At 72.1% G+C, this 18,128-nt stretch carries 14 protein-coding genes and 1 pseudogene; 5 read left to right on the top strand and 10 right to left on the bottom strand.

The annotated features are described in order from the left end of the window. The first annotated feature begins 31 nt into the window (after positions 1-31). The gene (locus tag CC117_RS08560) at positions 32-706 is read left to right on the top strand and encodes an alpha/beta fold hydrolase (RefSeq protein WP_071083211.1); all 675 of its coding nucleotides are present in this window, start codon (positions 32-34) and stop codon (positions 704-706) included. Between the two features lie 61 nt (positions 707-767). Here the strand turns inward: CC117_RS08560 and CC117_RS40435 are convergent, their stop codons facing one another. Together CC117_RS40435 and CC117_RS40430 are read right to left on the bottom strand one after the other, a co-directional pair. Continuing rightward, positions 768-2,081 (bottom strand): DUF2252 domain-containing protein, encoded by a 1,314-nt coding sequence (locus CC117_RS40435; RefSeq protein WP_071083283.1) that lies wholly within the window; start codon positions 2,079-2,081, stop codon positions 768-770. Positions 2,082-2,219: 138 nt separating this feature from the next. Beyond that, a pseudogene (locus CC117_RS40430) lies at positions 2,220-3,251 on the bottom strand (helix-turn-helix transcriptional regulator); the annotation flags it as partial. A gap of 163 nt (positions 3,252-3,414) precedes the next feature. Between CC117_RS40430 and CC117_RS08550 the strand changes: the two are divergent. The 4 genes from CC117_RS08550 to metH all read left to right on the top strand — a co-directional run bounded on the left by CC117_RS08550 (position 3,415) and on the right by metH (position 10,354). Next, entirely contained in the window at positions 3,415-3,879 is a 465-nt protein-coding gene (locus CC117_RS08550) for a VOC family protein (protein ID WP_071083210.1), read from the top strand. 234 nt (positions 3,880-4,113) lie between these two features. Then, positions 4,114-5,238 carry a DUF222 domain-containing protein gene (locus CC117_RS08545; RefSeq protein ID WP_071083209.1) on the top strand — a complete coding sequence of 375 codons (1,125 nt, stop codon included), beginning with the start codon at positions 4,114-4,116 and terminating at the stop codon, positions 5,236-5,238. A gap of 428 nt (positions 5,239-5,666) precedes the next feature. Continuing rightward, on the top strand, positions 5,667-6,488 hold the full coding sequence (locus CC117_RS08540) for an alpha/beta fold hydrolase (protein WP_241829937.1): 822 nt from the start codon (positions 5,667-5,669) through the stop codon (positions 6,486-6,488). 119 nt (positions 6,489-6,607) lie between these two features. Beyond that, positions 6,608-10,354: a methionine synthase gene (metH, locus tag CC117_RS08535; RefSeq protein WP_071083207.1), complete on the top strand. Its 3,747-nt coding sequence runs from the start codon at positions 6,608-6,610 to the stop codon at positions 10,352-10,354. A gap of 111 nt (positions 10,355-10,465) precedes the next feature. Here the strand turns inward: metH and CC117_RS08530 are convergent, their stop codons facing one another. From CC117_RS08530 to CC117_RS08495, 8 genes are all read right to left on the bottom strand, one after another. Next, complete coding sequence (locus CC117_RS08530; RefSeq protein WP_071083206.1) at positions 10,466-10,750, bottom strand: EthD family reductase; 285 nt, start codon at positions 10,748-10,750, stop codon at positions 10,466-10,468. A 106-nt stretch (positions 10,751-10,856) separates the two neighbouring features. Next, positions 10,857-11,750 carry a CYTH domain-containing protein gene (locus CC117_RS08525; protein WP_241829936.1) on the bottom strand — a complete coding sequence of 298 codons (894 nt, stop codon included), beginning with the start codon at positions 11,748-11,750 and terminating at the stop codon, positions 10,857-10,859. Between the two features lie 136 nt (positions 11,751-11,886). Beyond that, positions 11,887-12,081: a ferredoxin gene (locus CC117_RS08520; RefSeq protein ID WP_071083205.1), complete on the bottom strand. Its 195-nt coding sequence runs from the start codon at positions 12,079-12,081 to the stop codon at positions 11,887-11,889. Positions 12,082-12,211: 130 nt separating this feature from the next. Beyond that, positions 12,212-13,045, bottom strand: a complete 834-nt coding sequence (locus CC117_RS08515) for a TauD/TfdA dioxygenase family protein (protein ID WP_071083204.1) — start codon at positions 13,043-13,045, stop codon at positions 12,212-12,214. Between the two features lie 7 nt (positions 13,046-13,052). Further along, complete coding sequence (locus CC117_RS08510; protein ID WP_071083203.1) at positions 13,053-13,625, bottom strand: carboxymuconolactone decarboxylase family protein; 573 nt, start codon at positions 13,623-13,625, stop codon at positions 13,053-13,055. Positions 13,626-14,421: 796 nt separating this feature from the next. Then, positions 14,422-15,720 carry an acyl-CoA dehydrogenase family protein gene (locus CC117_RS08505; protein WP_071083202.1) on the bottom strand — a complete coding sequence of 433 codons (1,299 nt, stop codon included), beginning with the start codon at positions 15,718-15,720 and terminating at the stop codon, positions 14,422-14,424. Then, positions 15,717-16,856 carry an acyl-CoA dehydrogenase family protein gene (locus CC117_RS08500; RefSeq protein ID WP_071083201.1) on the bottom strand — a complete coding sequence of 380 codons (1,140 nt, stop codon included), beginning with the start codon at positions 16,854-16,856 and terminating at the stop codon, positions 15,717-15,719. Before CC117_RS08500 ends, CC117_RS08505 begins: the two co-directional genes overlap by 4 nt. A 215-nt stretch (positions 16,857-17,071) precedes the next feature. Beyond that, a complete protein-coding gene (locus tag CC117_RS08495) occupies positions 17,072-17,962 on the bottom strand; it encodes a hypothetical protein (RefSeq protein ID WP_071083200.1) in 891 nt (296 codons plus the stop codon). Positions 17,963-18,128 lie beyond the last annotated feature (166 nt).

Raw genomic sequence — 18,128 nt, 5'->3', positions numbered from 1 at the left:
GAGTCGTCAGTCCGGGCTTACGGTTCGACGTATGGCTGACACTCCCCCGGTGGTTCTGGTCCACGGTCTCGCCTCGTCGAGCGAGCACGGCTGGCGCTCGTCCGGCTGGGTCGATCTGCTGCAGGAGGCCGGCCGCGAGGTGATCCTCGTCGACCTGCCCGGTCACGGCGGCTCCCGCCGCGACACCGACCCGGCGGCCTACCCTGACGTCGCGGCGGAGGTCGCCGAGGCGTTCGCGGGCCGTGGCCCCGTCGACGCGGTCGGTTTCTCCGCCGGCGCCCATCTGCTGCTGGAGTGCGCGGTGCGCGGGCTGGTGCCCTTCCAGCGGCTGGCCCTGCTCGGCATCGGCCCGCGCCTGCTCGACTACCGCCCGGCGGAACGGCCGACCTTCACCCCGGGTGCGGACGACGGCACCAACATCCTGGTCCGCATGATCAACGGGCTGGCCCGGCGGGCCGGCAACGACATCGACGCCGTGCTGGCGTTCGCCCGGCGGCCGATCCGTCAGCTCACCGCCGCCGACATGGCCGCGGTGACCTGCGAGGTCCTCCTCGTCACCGGTGAGCGCGACGAGGCCGGTTCCCCCGAGGAGCTCGCCGCGCTGCTTCCCAAGGCGACCGGGCGGACGATCGAGGGCGCCGACCACTACTCCGTCCAGGCGAACACCCGGGCGATGAACGCCGTCCTCGACTTCCTCGGCGTCTGACCGCAGCCGGGACGTCCGCCGGACGCGACATCCACCGGCGCGCCCCCGGCCGACCTCGCCGTCAGTCGACGTCGATGATCTGCCCGTTGCGGAACATGTCGACGAACAGGGCGTGGTCGTGGTGCACCTGCGCGCCGTAGCGGTGGGCGAACTCGACCAGGGCCGCGGTGAAACCCTTCGGGTCCGCCGAGATCGCCTCGTGGATGGCGGCCTCGGTGGAGAAACTGACGAGGTCGTGTTCGCTCTCGTCGTCGGCGACGGCGTGCATCCGCGCGGTCGAGCGGCCCAGGTCGGCCACCAGCTCCAGCATCTGGTCCCGCTCGTTCACCTCGGACCAGTCCAGGTCCTGGGCGTACGGCGACACCTCGGCGACGAGCTGGCCGACCCCGTCGATCTCGGTGTACCCGAGCCAGGTGTCGCTGTCGGCCTGCAGCGCCCGCTGCGACAGCGCCGTGCGGTGCCCCTGGTGGCGGAAGTAGCCGGCGATCCGCTCGTCGGCGACGAACCGGCTGACCGCCGGGACCTGGCCCTGCTTCATGTACAGCACCACGTCGTTGTCCAGCGCCTCCGTCTGCCCCTCGACGAGCAGGCTGTAGGACGGCAGCCCCGCGCTGCCGATGCCGACCCCGCGCCGCAGCACGACATCCTTGACGGTCAGCGACACCGGCCGGGTGCGCCGCCCCGGCGGAACCGTCGCCAGGTAGCGGTCGAAGGCGGCCAGGACCTTCCCGCGGGTCTCGTCGTCGACCGCGCTGGCCCCGCCGCCCCGGGTGAACCGGCGGTCGTAGTCCTCGACCACGGTGAGCTCGTCGAGCAGTCCCACCCGGGTGGCGCGCCGCGCCTGCTGCAGGAACGCGTGCACCACCCCCGAGGTCGACGTCCGCGTCAGCAGGTCGGCGGACGAGCCGCCCTCGGCGAGGTCGCGGATCTTCTCCTGGTAGGCGCCGACGCAGGACTCGACCAGGTCGGTGATGACGGCGTCGCTGAGCGCCTTCGCCCGGCCGAGCAGGGCGAGGCTCGCGACGAGCCGGCGCAGGTCCCAGGTGAAGGGCCCGACGTAGGCCTCGTCGAAGTCGTTGACGTTGAACACGAGCACACCGTTGCTGCTCATGTAGGTACCGAAGTTCTCCGCGTGCAGGTCGCCGTGGATCCAGACCCGGCTCGTCCGCTCGTCGAGGAACGGGTCGTCGAGCGCGTGGACGTCGGCGTAGAACAGCGCCGCGGACCCGCGGTAGAAGGCGAACGGCGACGCCGCCATCTTCCGGAACTTGCGCCGGAACGCGCCCGCCTCCGCGGCCATCAGGTCACCGAAGGCCGCCTCGAAGACCTCCCCGATCACGCGGGTGCGGTCCGGGTCGGGTGCGGACGTCGTCATGCGCTGCGCTCCTTCTCGTACGGCCGGTCCAGCATGCCAGCGCGCCGCCGCCCACGCGATGTCCCGGATGTGACCATCTGACTCCTGTACCCCGGGGTGGCCGGGTGGCCGGCCGTAGAGCGCCGTCAGATCCGCCGCGGCCTCGGTCATCGCCGCGCGCAGCTCCGGCGGATCGAGCACCTCGATGTCGGCACCGAGGACCAGCAGGTCGCCGCGGGCGTGCCGGACGGACTCGATCGGCAGCCGGGCGCGCACCCAGCCGTCGGCGTCCGGCTCGCCCGCCGTGCGCTGGACGGACCTCGCCACCGCGGGTGCGAGCCGGAAGGGTACGAGCCGCAGCCCCGCCGGCGACAGCCGCACCGTCGCCGAGGACCGGTAGACCTCGGCCTCGTACCGCGCCGTCCAGCCGGCCCAGTACCCGGCCAGGTCGAACCCGTCGGGGCGGGTGAAGGTCTCCGGCAGGACGTCCAGCGCGCGGATCTGGCCGACCCGGTAGACCCGGTAGACCCGGACGCCGCTGCCGGAACCCGCCTCCACACCCACGGCGCCCGCCTCCACACCTGCGGCGCGCTCCCCCGTCCCCGCCGCCTTCGGTGCCTCCGCCGCGGCGGCGACCAGGTACCAGGTGCCGCTCTTGAGGACGATGCCGAGCGGCTCCACCTCACGGACCACCTCGCGGGGAGCGCGCCAGCGCAGGTAGGTGATCCGGATCGGGCGACACCCCCAGACCGCGCCGGCGGCGTCGGCCAGGAACGGCACGGGTTCGGCGTCCCGGAACCAGCCGGGCGCGTCAAGGTGGAACAGCTCGCGGGCCCGTGCCGCCCGTTCCCGGTTCCCCGGGGGTAGCGCGGCGAGCAGTTTGCGCTCGACGGCCGCGGCGTCCAGGCCGAAACCGAGCGCGGCGGCCGCGTCCGGAAGACCGGCCAGCGGCAGCGAGTCCGACTCGCCCGCGGTCAGGCCGGTCAGGCTCGTCCGGTAGCCGGCCACCAGCCGGTACCCACCCGCGGACCCGCGTTCGGCGAGGACGGGCACGCCCGCCGCGGCGAGCGAGTCCAGATCCCGGTAGACGGTGCGGACCGACACTCCCAGCTCGGCGGCGATCTCGCCGGCGGTCAGCCGACCGCGGACCTGCAGCAGCAGAAGGACGGACAACAGGCGGCTGGCGCGCACTGCCGCATTCTCCGCCGCGATACCTGACAGGAGAAGTCAGGTATCGCGGCGAGGATGGCCGCGGGGACGAACGCGCGGGAAGGAGCAGCGGTGCCGCGCGGGAGATGCGCGCGGCGCAACGGTCCGCAGTTCGACCGCCCCGAACCCGAGCAGGAGGAGTGACATGGCGACAGCGGAAACGGCGGAGGCAGCGGAAACGACGGAGGCAGCGGGGACGACGGAGACCGCGGAAGCGGCGGGGCCGACCGCGGGGGTGAGCTGGGCCGGGCTGATGGTCGACTGCCCGGACGCGAAGGCACTGGCGGAGTTCTACGGCGAGCTGACGGGATGGGGCGTCGGTGGTGCTGACGAGAACGGTGCCTGGGCCTACCTGACACCCCCCGGAACCGAGATCATGATCGGATTCCAGCGGGTGGACGGCTACCAGCCGCCGCGGTGGCCGGACCAGGACGGGCCGCAGCAGTTCCATCTGGACTTCCGCGTTCCGGACCTGGCAGCAACCCTGGAGCTGGCCGACCGGCTCGGCGCGACCCAGCCCGACTTCCAGCCGGGTGGCGACCGCTGGCGGGTTCTTCTCGACCCCGCCGGCCACCCGTTCTGCCTCTGCCCCGCCGCGGCGTGGTCGTAGACGGCGCGGCGGAGTCGTAGACGGACAGTGGCGCAGCCACGGCACCACCGCTGGATGTCGTGGCTGCGGTGCTCCGGACTGTCGGACGTCACGGAGGCCTCGAGGTGACGCCCGGTTCCCCGTGTGGTCTCCCCCTGCCCGGCAGACCCACCACCGCCCGAACCCGCCTATGATCGAACACACGTTCGAAACCGTGTTGGATGTCCCATCCCTGCCCCGGAGACGAGGTTCCCCATGCCTCCCACCGACGCGACCGCCCCTGCCAGCAGCAGCCAGCACCAGGCCAGTAGCCCGGCCGATGGTGGCGAGGGTCCCGCCGTGGACGCCATGAGCCGGTTCGAGAAGCGGCTGAGGGACCATCTGAACACCATCAGGAACGCGGCCCGTCAGGTCGCGGCCGGCCAGGCACAGATGCTGCGTGCCCTGGCCGGCACCGCCGCTCTGCACGCACCGCGGGAGGGTGACCCGGCAGGGGTCTTCACCGACTACGCCCCGGAGGAGGTCGCGGCCGTCCTGGCGGTGTCTGCGAACTCGGCCCGCAACGAGCTGTACTTCGCCGAGACCGTCGCCCGGCGCCTCCCGCACGCGTTGGACGCGTTGGAAGCCGGCGAGATCGATCTGCCGCGGCTGCGGATCCTGGAACACGCGATCACACCCCTCGGCGACGACRTCGCCACCGCGTTCGAGGCATGGATGCTGGAGCGGGGCCAGCGCAGGCACCGCACCGCCTACGCCGCCGCCGCACGTCGCGCAGTGCTGCGCCTGGACCCCGACGGCACCGAACGCCGAGCGAGGGAACGGGCGAAGGAACGCGGGGTCTGGATCGACGCGGAGGAGGACGCGATCAGCACCCTGTCCGCACGTCTGCCCGCCGATCAGGCAGAGGCCTGCTACCGGCGGATCAATGATCTCGCGGACGGGATCGCCCGGGCCCGCACCGAGGACGACACCCGCACCCCCGACCAGATCCGCGCGGATGTTCTGGTCGATCTGCTGATGGGCCGGGGCGAGCATGCCGCGCCCATCGGCTGCGAGATCCAGGTGGTGGTGCCCATCACAACCCTGCTCGGTCTCGGTCAGGAGCCCGGCGAGCTCGCGGGCTACGGCCCACTGCCCGCCGCGGTCGCGAGAGAGATCGCGATGCGCCCAGGGTCCACGTGGYGCCGTCTCCTCACCGACTCACGGGGCGCGCTGCTGGAGGTGGCCGAGCGGCGGCTCCCCAGCCCCGGCCAGGTACGCCACGTCCGGGCCCGGAACCGGCACCTGCACCCGCCCGGCGACACGCACCGAAACCGACCACACCGTGCCCTACGCCGAGGGCGGGCCCACCCTCACGATCAACCTGGGCCCCTGCTGTAAGYGTCATCACCGCATGCGGCACCGGCCAGGCCGGCTGTGGAGGGTCCGCCAGCCCACCCCCGGAACATTCGTATGGACCGGGCCGTCGGGAACCACCACGACCTACCCGTACGACTACCTCACCGGCGAGGAACAACTCCCACCGAAGGTCCGGAACGAGTAGGTCCTGGCCGAGCAGCTTCCGACGCTGGGCGGACGGACGACTCCCCCGTTGCTCGGGTGTGACGCCCGGTGCCTGTCCGACACCGGGAGAGCCACGATGGGATCGTCAGCGGAGGGCAGGACGGTTTTCGCGACAGCGCGGGGGACCGCGACAGCACAGGGACGGGGTGTCGGTGCAGGCAACAGGGACGGGGCAGCTCCGGGCAGTGCCGAAGAAAGTTCGGACGGTCACGGTCGGTGGGCCCGGTGYGTCGAACGAGGTGCTCGTGGTCGGGGAGGGAGAGCCTGTCGTCCTCGCCGCGCACGCCTGGGGCGCGTCGGCGCGGGTGATGCTGCCCACTGTTCTGAACCTGCCGGGGACGAAGGCCGTGGTGAACTTCCGTGGCTACGGCGGTTCGTCGCCGCGGCCCGACGGCTGGACGTATCCCGAGCTCGCCGCGGAGCTGGCCGCGGTCGCCGACGCGGTCGGGGCGACGTCCGCCATCGGGCAGAGCATGGGGGCCGGCGCGCTGATGGCGCTCGTCGACCGAGAGCCGGACCGGTTCGAGGCCCTGGCACTGTTGCTGCCGCCGGCGCTGGACGAGCCGATCCCGCCGGACGTCGAGGATCTGTTCCGCCGGATCCACCTGGCCCGGCACGGTGGCGACCCGGACGAGCTGCGCACCGAGATCGCGGCGTGCATGTCCCCGGAGCTGCTGTCGGTCCGCGGCGCGGACGCGTACCTGCGGGCCTACGCGCTGATGCTGGCGGCCTGCACGCCGCCGACGCAGCGCCCGGGGAACACCCCGGTCGCCGACCGCGGGCGGCTGGCACGGGTGCAGTCGCGGGTGCTGGTCGTCGGGCAGGACGGCGATTTCATCCACCGCACCCTGACGGTGGGCGAGGTCGCCGCCGCCCTCCCCCGCGCGCGGACGCACATCTTTCCCGCCACGGCTCCGATGTGGAGCGACCGGCGCTCGCTGCGGGCGATGCTGCGCGACCTGCTCACCGGCGGCCCGGAGGTCGTTGCGCAGGCCGGGCCGGAACCCGGGCGGGAAGCCGGGCTGGGGGTCCGGCTGGACGTCGGTGCCTCGCGGGGCACCGTGTAATGTCGGCAACCAAGTCGAGGGGCGCTGCAACGGACCCTGGTTCTGTAACGGGCTCAGGTCCGCCACGCTCGGCCGGCACCACTCCGTAAGGGCGCCTCCCTCACAGGGAGGTGTGTGTCATGGCGGAATCCGGGGTCCTCGGTAACGCGGTTGTCARCAGTCCCGATGCCCCTGCGGCCGGGGCCGGCGGGCAGGTGCTGCGGGAACTGCTGGCGCAGCGCGTGGTCGTGCTGGACGGCGCGTGGGGCACGATGCTGCAGAACGCCGGCCTCACCCCTGCCGACTACCGCACCGAGCGGTTCGCGGACCACCCGAAGGACATCACCGGCGACCCCGACCTGCTGAACCTGACCCGGCCGGACGTCATCCTCGACGTGCACCGGCAGTACCTGGCCGCGGGCGCCGACATCACCACGACGAACACCTTCACCGCCACCAGCATCGGCCAGGCCGACTACGGCCTGGAGTCGCTGGTGCGGGAGATGAACGTGCAGGGGGCACGGCTGGCCCGCCAGGCCGCCGACGAGGCCGCCGAGCGAACGGGCACCCCCCGGTTCGTCGCCGGGTCGATCGGGCCGCTGAACGTGACGCTGTCGTTGTCTCCGCGGGTGGAGGACCCGGCCTACCGGGCGGTGACCTTCGACCAGGTCCGGGACTCCTACGCCGAGCAGATCGCGGCGCTGGCGGAGGGCGGGGTCGACCTCCTCCTCATCGAGACGATCTTCGACACGCTGAACGCGAAGGCCGCGATCGCCGCGGCCCGCGAGGTCGCCCCCCAGCTGCCGCTGTGGATCTCGGTGACGATCGTCGACATGAGCGGGCGGACGCTGTCGGGGCAGACGGTGGAGGCCTTCTGGAGCTCCATCGCACATGCGGAGCCGCTGGTCGTCGGGGTGAACTGCTCGCTGGGCGCCGAGGAGATGCGCCCGCACGTGGCGGACCTGGCCCGGCTCGCCGGCACGTTCACGGCCTGCCATCCCAACGCGGGCCTGCCGAACGCGTTCGGCGGCTACGACCAGACTCCGGAGGAGGCCGGCCGGCTCATCGGCGGGTTCGCGGCCGAGGGCCTGGTCAACGTGGTCGGCGGCTGCTGCGGGACGACCCCGGCGCACATCGCGCGGATCGCCGACGCGGTGAAGGGCGCCGCGCCGCGCCCGATCCCCGAGCCGCCCGACCGGACCCRGTTCAGCGGCCTGGAGCCGTTCGAGATCGGTCCGGACACCGGCTTCGTCATGATCGGCGAGCGCACGAACGTGACCGGCTCGGCCCGCTTCCGCCGGCTGATCGAGGCGGACGACTACCAGGCCGCGATCGACGTCGCCCTCGAGCAGGTCCGTGGCGGGGCGAACCTGCTGGACGTCAACATGGACGCCGACCTGCTCGACAGCGAGCGGGCGATGACCACGTTCCTGAACCTGCTGGCGACCGAGCCGGAGGCCGCCCGACTGCCCATCATGATCGACAGCTCGCGCTGGAGCGTGCTGGAGGCGGGCCTGCGCTGCGTGCAGGGCAAGGGCGTCGTGAACTCGATCAGCCTCAAGGAGGGCGAGGGCCCCTTCCTGGAGCAGGCCCGGCGCATCCGCGACTTCGGCGCCGGCGTGGTCGTGATGGCCTTCGACGAGAAGGGCCAGGCCGAGACCACCGAACGCAAGGTGGCGATCTGCGGGCGGGCCTACGACCTGCTCACCCAGCAGGTCGGCTTCCCGGCGACCGACATCGTGTTCGACCCGAACGTGCTCGCGGTGGCCACCGGCATCGCCGAGCACAACGGCTACGCCAAGGCCTTCATCGACGCGCTGCCGCTGATCAAGGAGCGCTGCCCGGGGGTGCGCCTCTCCGGCGGCATCTCGAACCTGTCGTTCTCCTTCCGCGGCAACAACGTCGTCCGCGAGGCGATGCACTCGGCGTTCCTGCTGTACGCGGTGCGGGCCGGGCTCGACATGGGCATCGTCAACGCCGGCCAGCTCGCGGTGTACGCGGACATCCCCGCCGACCTGCTCGAGCTGGTCGAGGACGTGCTCTTCGACCGGCGGGACGACGCCACCGACCGGCTCGTCGCGTTCGCCGAGACGGTCAGCGGCAGCGGCACGAAGCGCGTGGTGGACCTGTCCTGGCGGGAGGCCCCGGTCCGGGAGCGCCTCGCGCACGCGCTCGTCCACGGCATCGTCGACTTCATCGAGGCCGACACGGAGGAGGCGCGCGCCGTGGCGGCCCGCCCCCTCGACGTGATCGAGGGCCCGTTGATGGACGGGATGAAGATCGTCGGCGACCTGTTCGGCGCGGGCAAGATGTTCCTGCCGCAGGTGGTCAAGAGCGCCCGGGTGATGAAGCGTTCCGTCGCCTACCTGGAGCCGTACATGGAGGCGGAGAAGCAGGCGCTGCTCGCCGCCGGCGGCTCCGCCGACGCCGACCAGGGCCGCCGCGGCAACGGCCGGGTGGTGATGGCGACCGTCAAGGGCGACGTCCACGACATCGGCAAGAACATCGTCGGCGTGGTCCTGGGCTGCAACAACTACGAGGTCATCGACCTGGGGGTGATGGTCCCCGCCAAGGTCATCCTCGACACGGCCGTGGCCGAGGGCGCGGACGCGGTCGGCCTCTCCGGGCTGATCACCCCGTCCCTCGACGAGATGGTCTCGGTGGCCGCCGAGATGCAGCGCCGCGGGTTGAAGCTGCCCCTGCTGATCGGTGGTGCGACCACCTCCCGCCAGCACACCGCCGTGCGCATCGCTCCCGCCTACGACGCCACTACCGTCCATGTGCTGGACGCCTCCCGGGTCGTCGGCGTGGTCTCCGACCTGCTCGACAACGACCGGGCGATCGAACTCGCCGCGCGCACCCGCCAGGAGCAGCAGGAACTGCGGGAACAGCACGAGAAGCGCCAGCAGCAGCCGCTGCTCACCTTCGACCGGGCCCGGGCGAACCGTGAACAGGTCCCGTTCGACGACCTGCCCGTCCCCGCCTTCACCGGGCTGCGCGTCGTCACGCCGACGCTCACCGAGCTGCGCGCCATGATCGACTGGCAGTTCTTCTTCCTCGCCTGGGAGCTCAAGGGCAAGTTCCCGGCGATCCTGGAGCAGCCGGTCGCCCGCGAGCTGTACGACGAGGCGAACACCCTGCTGGACCAGATCATCGCCGACGGCGGCCTGCGGGCCGAGGGCGCGTACGGCTTCTGGCCCGCCGTCGCCGACGGCGAGGACATCGTGATCGACGTCGCCGCGGTGGACGCCGCCGCGCCGGGCGCGACCAGCCCCCTGGCCGAGAGCGGCCGGCTGCGGCTGCCGATGCTGCGCCAGCAGACGGCGAAGCCCACCGGTCGCCCGAACCGCAGCCTCGCCGACTACGTGGCGCCGGCCGGCGACCATCTCGGCGCGTTCGCGGTGGCCGTGCACGGCGCCGATCGGCTCGCCGCCGACTTCGAGGCCCACCAGGACGACTACCGGGCGATCATGGTGAAGGCGCTGGCCGACCGGCTGGCCGAGGCCTTCGCCGAGTACGTCCACCTGCAGGCGCGCCGGGCCTGGTTCGAGCCGGACGCGCAGCCGGCGCTGGCGGACCTGCACGCCGAGCGGTTCCGCGGCATCCGGCCCGCGTTCGGCTATCCGGCGAGCCCGGACCACAGCGAGAAGCAGGCGCTGTTCGCCCTCCTCGAGGCGGACCGGGTCGGCCTGGGCCTGACCGAGTCGTTCGCGATGACACCCGCCTCCGCGGTGAGCGGGATCATCTTCGCCCACCCGTCCTCGCGGTACTTCACCGTCGGGCGGATCGGCCGCGACCAGGTCGAGGACTACGCCCGGCGGCGGGGCATGAGCATCGGCGAGGTCGAGAAGTGGCTGCGCCCGAACCTCGCCTACGACCCGGAGTAGTCACCCAGCGTCACGCTGCGCCGCAGCGGGGTGCAGGACCCTGCGGGAGCATCGGGAACGGCACCGGGCGCCCGGTGCCGTTCCGGGCGCACTCGGGCCTGGTACGGCGGGTCAGCCGGTGAACTCGCTGATCTGCATCACCGGGGTGATCGTGGTGTAGTTCACCAGGTCGGAACTGATCGACGAGGCGTCGGCGCTCATCRCCTTCTTCAGGTCCTCCATCGAGGCGAAGCGGAAGTGCGCCGCCGCCACGTACGGCCCGCGGATGCCCCGGTCGACCTCGACCTCGGTCAGCCCCCACATCCGGCAGGCCATCGGAATGTGGTTGGTGACGTAGTACTCGTGGTCGAAGGTCGCGCCCTCGCTCCTCGGGTACAGCACGCTGAGCCGGATCACGGTATTGGCCTCCTCGGTCCCGGTATCCGCCCGTCAGGACACCATCCGTACAGCTTCTCCCAGGTCACTGGTTCGGCGCATCCGTCCCGGACCGCCCCGGTGCGCGTCAGCGCGGGCGCTGGGCCGCCGCGACGCCGGCGAAGTAGTCCAGCGTGGCCCGGGTCTTGGTCGGATGCGGGCCGGTCAGCTCGACGCCGTGGGCGCGCAGGACGTCCGCGGTGCGGGCACCGACCCGCAGGGCCTCGGCGGGCAGGCAGCGGGTCGACAGCTCGAGGATGCGGGAGCCGTCGGGGTAGGTCCACCGCTCGACGAGCAGGCGGCGGTCCAGGCCCGCCACCCGGATCTTGGTCCGGCCGGCGTCGACCGGGCCGAACATCACCAGGTCCTCCGGCCGGACACCGGCGGGCAGGCGGGACGACAGCAGCCGCAGCTGCCGCCGGGTGAACAGGCGGTGCGCCGCGCGGCGCTGGGCGATGACGCGGGCGACGTCGTCCGCGCCGAGCCGGGCCCGCAGCGCCCCGGAACACACGTAGTAGCCGGGCATCCCGTCGACCTCGACGACGAAGTCCTGGGCCCGCCGCAGCCGCCGCGGGATGTCGGCGGGGACGACCGGGCGCAGCTTGACGACGGCGTCGTCGGGCCCACCGACGATGCTCCGGATCCGGGCCACGACCCCGTTGCGGTGCAGCGCGTGGTCCGGGGTGTCGAGGTAGCACACGCGGAGCCTGCGGGCCCGGGTGAAGTCGACCCCGAGGGCCTCACAGGTGCTCTCGTGCGCGTGGGCCGGCACGATCAGCTTGAGCTCGACCCGGTCCACCTCGCTGGCGACGGCCAGCAGGCGGTCGAGTTCGGGCTCGGTGAGCTGCCAGAACCGCTGCGCCGCCCGCCGGCGGCCCGCCGCCCGGGCCCCGACCGGTGCGGCCGCCGCGGCAGACACCCGACCGCGGGACACACGCCGCAGGCGTGACACACGCGCGGCGACGGGAGGCAGACGGCTCATCCCGGACAATGCTAGGTGCGCAGAGCGCATATCACCTGACAAAAAGTGTTTCTCTCCCCCACGGGGAGCCGCGGGCGGCGTGTGCACGGGCGGGGGTCCCGCCCGTGCCGGTGCCCGGGGCTCCCAGGGCCGAGACTCAGTCCTCGGCGATGGCGATGGCCTGCTTGGGGCAGGCCGAGACGGCGGCCCTGAGGTCCTTACGCAGATCCTCGTCCGGCTCCTCGTCGAGGATGACCAGATAGTCGTTGTCGTCGAGCTCGAACACCGACGGGGCGATGCCCACGCACAGCGCGTTGCTCTCGCACAGTTTGAAATCCACGACCACTCGCATGCTGACCCTCCGTCAGACCGACACACTCCAGACCRGGATCACGTCCGCCGCGCCGCCAGGTCCGGCCTCTGGACCTGGCCGGCTGTCCGATGGGCGTCATCCTGCCGCGCATCTGCTCGATGCGCGGAGGTCAGGCTACGACTTCTTCGCCCCTGAGGGTCGTTCGGTGCATCAGCCGGTGCGACGTCGCCGTGTACGGGATCGCCCGGTGCAGCATGCCGGTGTTGTCCCAGATCACCAGGTCACCTGGGCGCCAGTGGTGGCGCAGGACGAAACGCGGCTGTGTCGACCAGGCGAGGAGACGGTCGAGCAGGGCCCGGCTGTCCTCTTCCGGCCAGCCGACGACGTGGCTCGCGGTGGCCCCGACCAGCAGCGACCGGCGACCGCTGCGCCGCGTCCAGACCAGCGGGTGCTCGCGGGCGGGTACCCGCTCCCAGCTCGCCCGGGTCTTCGGCGAGGCGTCCGGCTCGGCGAGGGCCTGGGAGGCCGCGAAGCTGTGCACGACCCGCAGGCGCGCGAACTGCTCCTTCTCGTCGGCCGGGAGGGCGTCGTAGGCGGCGTAGGTGTTGGCGAACTCGGTGTCGCCGCCCTCGTCGGAGACCTGGCGCGCGGTCAGCAGGGTCGCCTTCTGTGGCAGCTCGTCGTTGGCGCCGTCGAGGTGCCAGAAGAAGGTGCCCCGACGGTAGGCCGCCAGCACGCTCTCGGCCGGGTCCAGCGTGATCTTCGAGACCTCGGGCAGCCCGTCCATCCCGCCCATGGGGGCGACGACCACGGTGCCGAGCATGCGGCTGAACGCGACCAGGTCCGCGTCCTCGACGTGGACCTCCCGGTAGATCACGACGCCGTGCTTCTCCAGGAGCGCCTGGCACTCCGCGGCGACCGCCGGGTCGACGAGCCGGGGCCCGGTGAGGCCGGCGACCTCGACGCCGACGTCCGGGCTGACGGGGGAGACGGTGGCGGCCATGGTGGCCTCAGCTTTCGTGGAGGTCGTCGTCGAGCGGCAACTCGAACGAACGCATCATCATGGAGAGCGTCTCGTAGGTGCCCACGGTGAAGATGACGTCGAGCAGCTGCTGGACGTCGAGCTTGGCGCTGAGCACCTCCCAGGTCGTCAGCGCGATCTCACCGTCGATGATCAGCTCGTCGACCGCGCGGATCAGCGCGGCGTCGAGCGGGTCCAGGAACGGGGCGTCCGGCCCCCAGGCGATGCGCGCGATCTCCGCGTCGGTGATGCCCAGATCCCGGGCCATGATCACGTGCTGGGCCCACTCGTAGGCGTTCTTACGCACCGCGGAGACCCGCAGGACGAGCGTCTCGCGCTGCCGCAGCGTGAGCGTGGTGCCGCGCAGGATGTGCCCGTTGTAGGTGAAGAACGCGTGGGCCAGCTCGGGATGGTGAGCGAGGGTGCCGAGCGTGTTCAGGGCCTTGGAACGCCCCTCGGTGGGCAGCGGGGGGTGCCGCGGCACCTCGGGCGTCATCGCCGCCAGGGCCTCGCGCATCTCCTTCGGCCACTGCCGCAGGGGACGCGGTTCGATCCGTGCCATGTCTTCAGAGCCCTCCGCCCGTGAAGCAGTGAACGCCCGGCGGATGATCAGGCCCGACGACCAGCCGGACACGGCACCATGCAAACCGAACGAATCCTAAAAAATTGCTATCATCTGCCGTTCGGTCGGTCAAGAGTCACAGATTGGGCTACTGCCCCAACATCGGACAACCCGACACAGGACCGCGGCGAGTCGCGACACCGGACATTCCTGGTCATCTCGCCGCCATCTGGAAGAAGCCTATATGGCACATCCGAGAATGCATGTGATAAGCGCGTTGCGACAACGCGGAACCCGGCGCGACAGCAGCCGGCGGCCCGTCGGGCAGCCAGACAGCGCCACCACCAGCGGACACCGGCTGACAGCGGCGGCAGAACGGCCTCACCCGGCACCGCGCCGAGCTTCCGCCAGTGACCGCCCCATCACCGTGGCGTGCTGCACGAACGGCACCGCCGCGGTGCGCCCACGACTTCGAAGAGACAGATTCGGTAACGATACTCTTTCTGGCGAGAGCGTGTTTCTCGCAGCATCAACGAAAACCGCGGCAGGTTTCTCTGATATCGATCCCGGCCGTCGCGAAAAACGCACGCGGGGGCGATCCCGAGCGCGGCACACTGCACTTCAGAAGGTTGAACGGTCAAGCTGTTCCAGGTGGGTGATCCGCAGCCCTTTCCCGGCCGCGGCCCACCCGGTTTCCGCAGGCGTGCCGGCGGGTCCGGCGGTGGCCGGCGGCGTCGCATCCGACGACGCCGGCCACCGCGGGCAAGGTCCAGGTCCGCCAGCTGGCGGTCCGCGGTCAGCGCCGGGCCGAACCGCCCCGTGGGACGTCCCGGAACGCCACCCCGCGGTCGAGCGCCACCTCCCGCGGCATGCCCAGCACCCGCTCGCTGATGACGTTGCGGGCCATCTCGGTGGTCCCGCCGCCGATGCAGCTCACCTGGCGCAGCAGGTAGTCGTTGCCGCACTCGGCGGTGGCGCCGTCGTCGTCCGCCCAGGCCGCTCCGGCACCGCCGGCGAGCTCGAAGGACAGGGTGGACGTCCGGGCTGCCACCACACCGGTGAACAGCCGCCCGACGGCCGCGGACTGGTCGGGGATCCGGCCGGACCGCAGGCCCTGCGAGAGCCGCTCCTGCAGGGCGTGGGTGACGATGTCGAGCATCCGGCCCTCGCCGATCAGGTCGCGGGCCAGCGGGTCGTCGAGCCTGCCGGCGTCCCGCGCGATCTCCACCAGGTGGGTGGCGCGGATGCTGCCGCGTGCGCCGCCCTTGGGGATGGTCACCAGCGGCGAGTTGTGCAGCATCCGCTCGTGGAACATCCACCGGGTGCCGACCGTCCAGCCGTCGTCGACCTCGCCGACGCGGTCGGAGTCCGGCACCCGCACGTCGGTGATGAACTCCTGGCAGAACTCCTTGTTGCCGTTCAGCATCTCGATGCGGTGCACCTCGATGCCGGGCTGGTGGATCGGCATGATGAACACGGTCAGCCCGCGGTGCTTCGGGACGTCCCAGTTCGTTCGGGCGAGCACCAGGCCCCAGTCCGACCACCAGGCGCCGGTCGTCCAGATCTTGGAGCCGTTGAGGATCCAGTCGTCGCCGTCACGGACGGCGGTGGTCATGGCGGCGGCGACGTCCGACCCGGCGCTGGGCTCGGAGAGGAACTGCATCCACAGCTCCTCGCCCCGCAGGATCGCGGGGATGTGCGTGCGCTTCTGCTCCTCGGTACCGAAGTCCAGCAGCACCGCCGCGCACGGGGAGAAGGTCGGCGCCTGGATCTCGGACGGGTACTCGTAGCCGGTGATCTCCTCGCTGAAGACCCGCTGGTGCTCGGGGGTCAGCCCCTGCCCGCCGTACTCCTTCGGGAAGCAGATGCCGGCGAAGCCCGCGTCGAAGAACATCCGCTGGATCTCGCGCTGGCGGGCGACGCCGGCGAGTTCCTCCTCGTCGCTGTGCCCCGCCCGCATCACGCCGACGCCGGCGTTCGGCGGCAGCGGCGCGAGATTGGCGCGGATCCAGCTCCGCGCCCGCTGGCGGAAGCTCTCGACATCCTCGATGTCGCCCGACGGGGTGGTGCCGCCGCTCGTGGCGCCCGTGCTCATGCCCGCTCCTTCAGGTGCTCGACGACGCCGGCGATCCGCTGCCGGTGCTCGGCCGGGGTTCCGTACAGCGCCCGGTCGAGCACGACCCGGCGCAGGAAGAGGTGGAGGTCGTGCTCGAAGGTCACGCCGATGCCACCGTGCATCTGGACGCAGTCCTGCAGCAGCTCGGAGCCGTAGTCGCCGATGAACGCCTTGGCGACGCTGACCAGCTCGGGCGCGTCCGGGGACTCCGCGTCGACGGCCCTGGCCGCCTTGTCACTGATCGCGTGCGCCGCCTCCAGCCACGACTTCATGTCGGCGAAGCGGTGCTTGAGCTCCTGGTAGGAGGCCAGCGGCCGGCCGAAGGAGTAACGCTCGAAGGCCCACTGCACCGTCAGGTCGAACGCGGCCTGCATCGCACCGACGCTCTCCGCACACTGGATCACCAGAGCCTGCTGCAGCTGGCGCTCCACCTGGTCCGCGGCGCCGCCGAGCTCGCCGACGACAGCGCTGCGCGGGACGCGGACACCGTCGAACCGGACGGTGAAGAACCGCCGGGTCAGGTCCACCGTCTTCAGCGGGGTGATCGTCACCCCGGGCGCGCCGGCCGGCACCAGCACCTGGCTGAGGCCCTCCGCCGTCCGCCCCGTGACCAGCAGGTACCCGGCCTGCTCGGCCGACTCGACCGGGCGCTTCACCCCGTCCAGGACGATCTCGTCGCCCTCGACGCGGCAGGTGAGCCCCACCGTGCCCAGCCGGTCGTGCGGCGCGGGCTCGGCGTGGGCCCAGGAGGCGACCGTCGTGCCGGCCAGCAGGTTCTCCAGCGCCTCGGTGTGCGCCTCGCCGCCGGCGGCGCTCAGCGCGGCCGCGACGACGTTCGTCGGCACCAGCGGCCCCGGCGCCGCGCGCAGCCCGAACTCGTGGGCGGCGATGGTCAGGTCGACCAGGCCCGCCCCGCTGATCGAGCCGCCGCCGTGTTCCTCGGAGACCAGCAGGGAGGTCCAGCCGAGCTCCGCGCCGGCCCGCCAGTAGTCGGCGTCGAAACCGGCGGGGCTGTCGCGGAGCGTGCGGATCCGGTCGACYGGCACCTGGTCGGTCAGGTACCGGGCGGTCGCCTCCCGCAGCACCTCTTGATCGGCGTCCAGCTCCAGCAGCACAGTCCTACCTCCACGTCGCTTGAGCCCCCGCGCGACACCCAGCACCGCAGGAGGTGAGAAAAACCTATAGGCGAATTTGACCGGTGTTCAACAGATAACCCGACAGTGGCCCCGGGGACAAGTCCCGGCCCCGGCATCTACTGGCCTGGGACCGCCAGAACGGCTCCCAACCGGGCCGTCAGGAGCGAGCAACTGGGACCGCGGTCAGCTCGCGGTCAGCTCACCGCCCCGCCCGCCGGACCCCCGTCGACACCGGCAACGGGGCCTGCGCCGGCATCGTCCTCGCTCATGTCGAAGTCGTACTGGAGCGGCAGGATCAGCCGGTACGGCAGGAAGGCCAGCTCCTCGTACGCGCCGCGGTGCGCCGGGAAGCGGCCGACCGCCTGCCAGGACCGGCGGGCCCGCGCGATGCGCCCGATGACCACCGCCGGGTCGTCCTCGCACAGCAGCAGGTGCAGAACCAGGCCGGTCTGCTCCGCCAGCCCCGACTCCGCCACCCGCACGGCCGGCCCGGCGGACGGGGCGGGCGGGGCTTCGTCGCCGCCCTCGTCGTCAGCCCGGGTCAGCCGGACGGCGGCGAGCACTCCGGGCACCGCGGCCAGGTCGGGCAGGTGTACGCCCTCCCACCAGGCCACCGCCTCGTCCACCCGGTCCGGCGACGGCGCCCGACCCAACGCCATGATCACTCCCCGGTGCGCCAGGTAGGGCACGGCGACGGGACGCACCAGGCAGCCCGGACGGGTCCACGCCGAGGAGACCCGCCACCGCGAGTTGTGCCGCACCTGCCCGGGGCGCCAGAACCTGCCGGCCCGCAGGATCGTCCGGTCCAGCGCGAGCCAGCCCTCCCGGGCCTGCGGGCTGGTCATGTCGAGCGGGCCGCCGAACCAGTAGGTGGTCAGGTAGGACGGATGCCCGCCGATCAGCTCGGACCGGACGGCCCCCGGCACCGCCCGCAGGTCCCGCGGCGCGGCGTAGCGCCGGCCGGCCAGCACGTCCGGCTTGGCGAGGTGCTCGGGCATGTGGTCCAGGTCGTACCAGCGGTTGTAGTCGACCGTGTGCTCCGCCGCGACGTCCAGCAGCGCCAGCATCATTCCGGTGATCTCCACACCAATCCCTCCCTCGGCCCCGCCCCACCCTGCCATCGGGCGTTCGGCGGGCGCGCGCGAGCGCTGCGCGTGTGGATCTGTTGACCCTCGGTGTGAAGGTGTGGGTCAATGCGACATCGACGTCGATGTCCCCGGGGGGACCGTCGACCGCGGTTTGCTTCCGTCC

Origin of the sequence: Parafrankia colletiae, assembly GCF_001854655.1 — a bacterium.
Classification (GTDB): Bacteria; Actinomycetota; Actinomycetes; order Frankiales; family Frankiaceae; genus Parafrankia; species Parafrankia colletiae.
The sequence above is the reverse complement of the archived record's forward strand: the minus strand, read 5'-3'. Positions and strand labels throughout refer to the sequence as shown.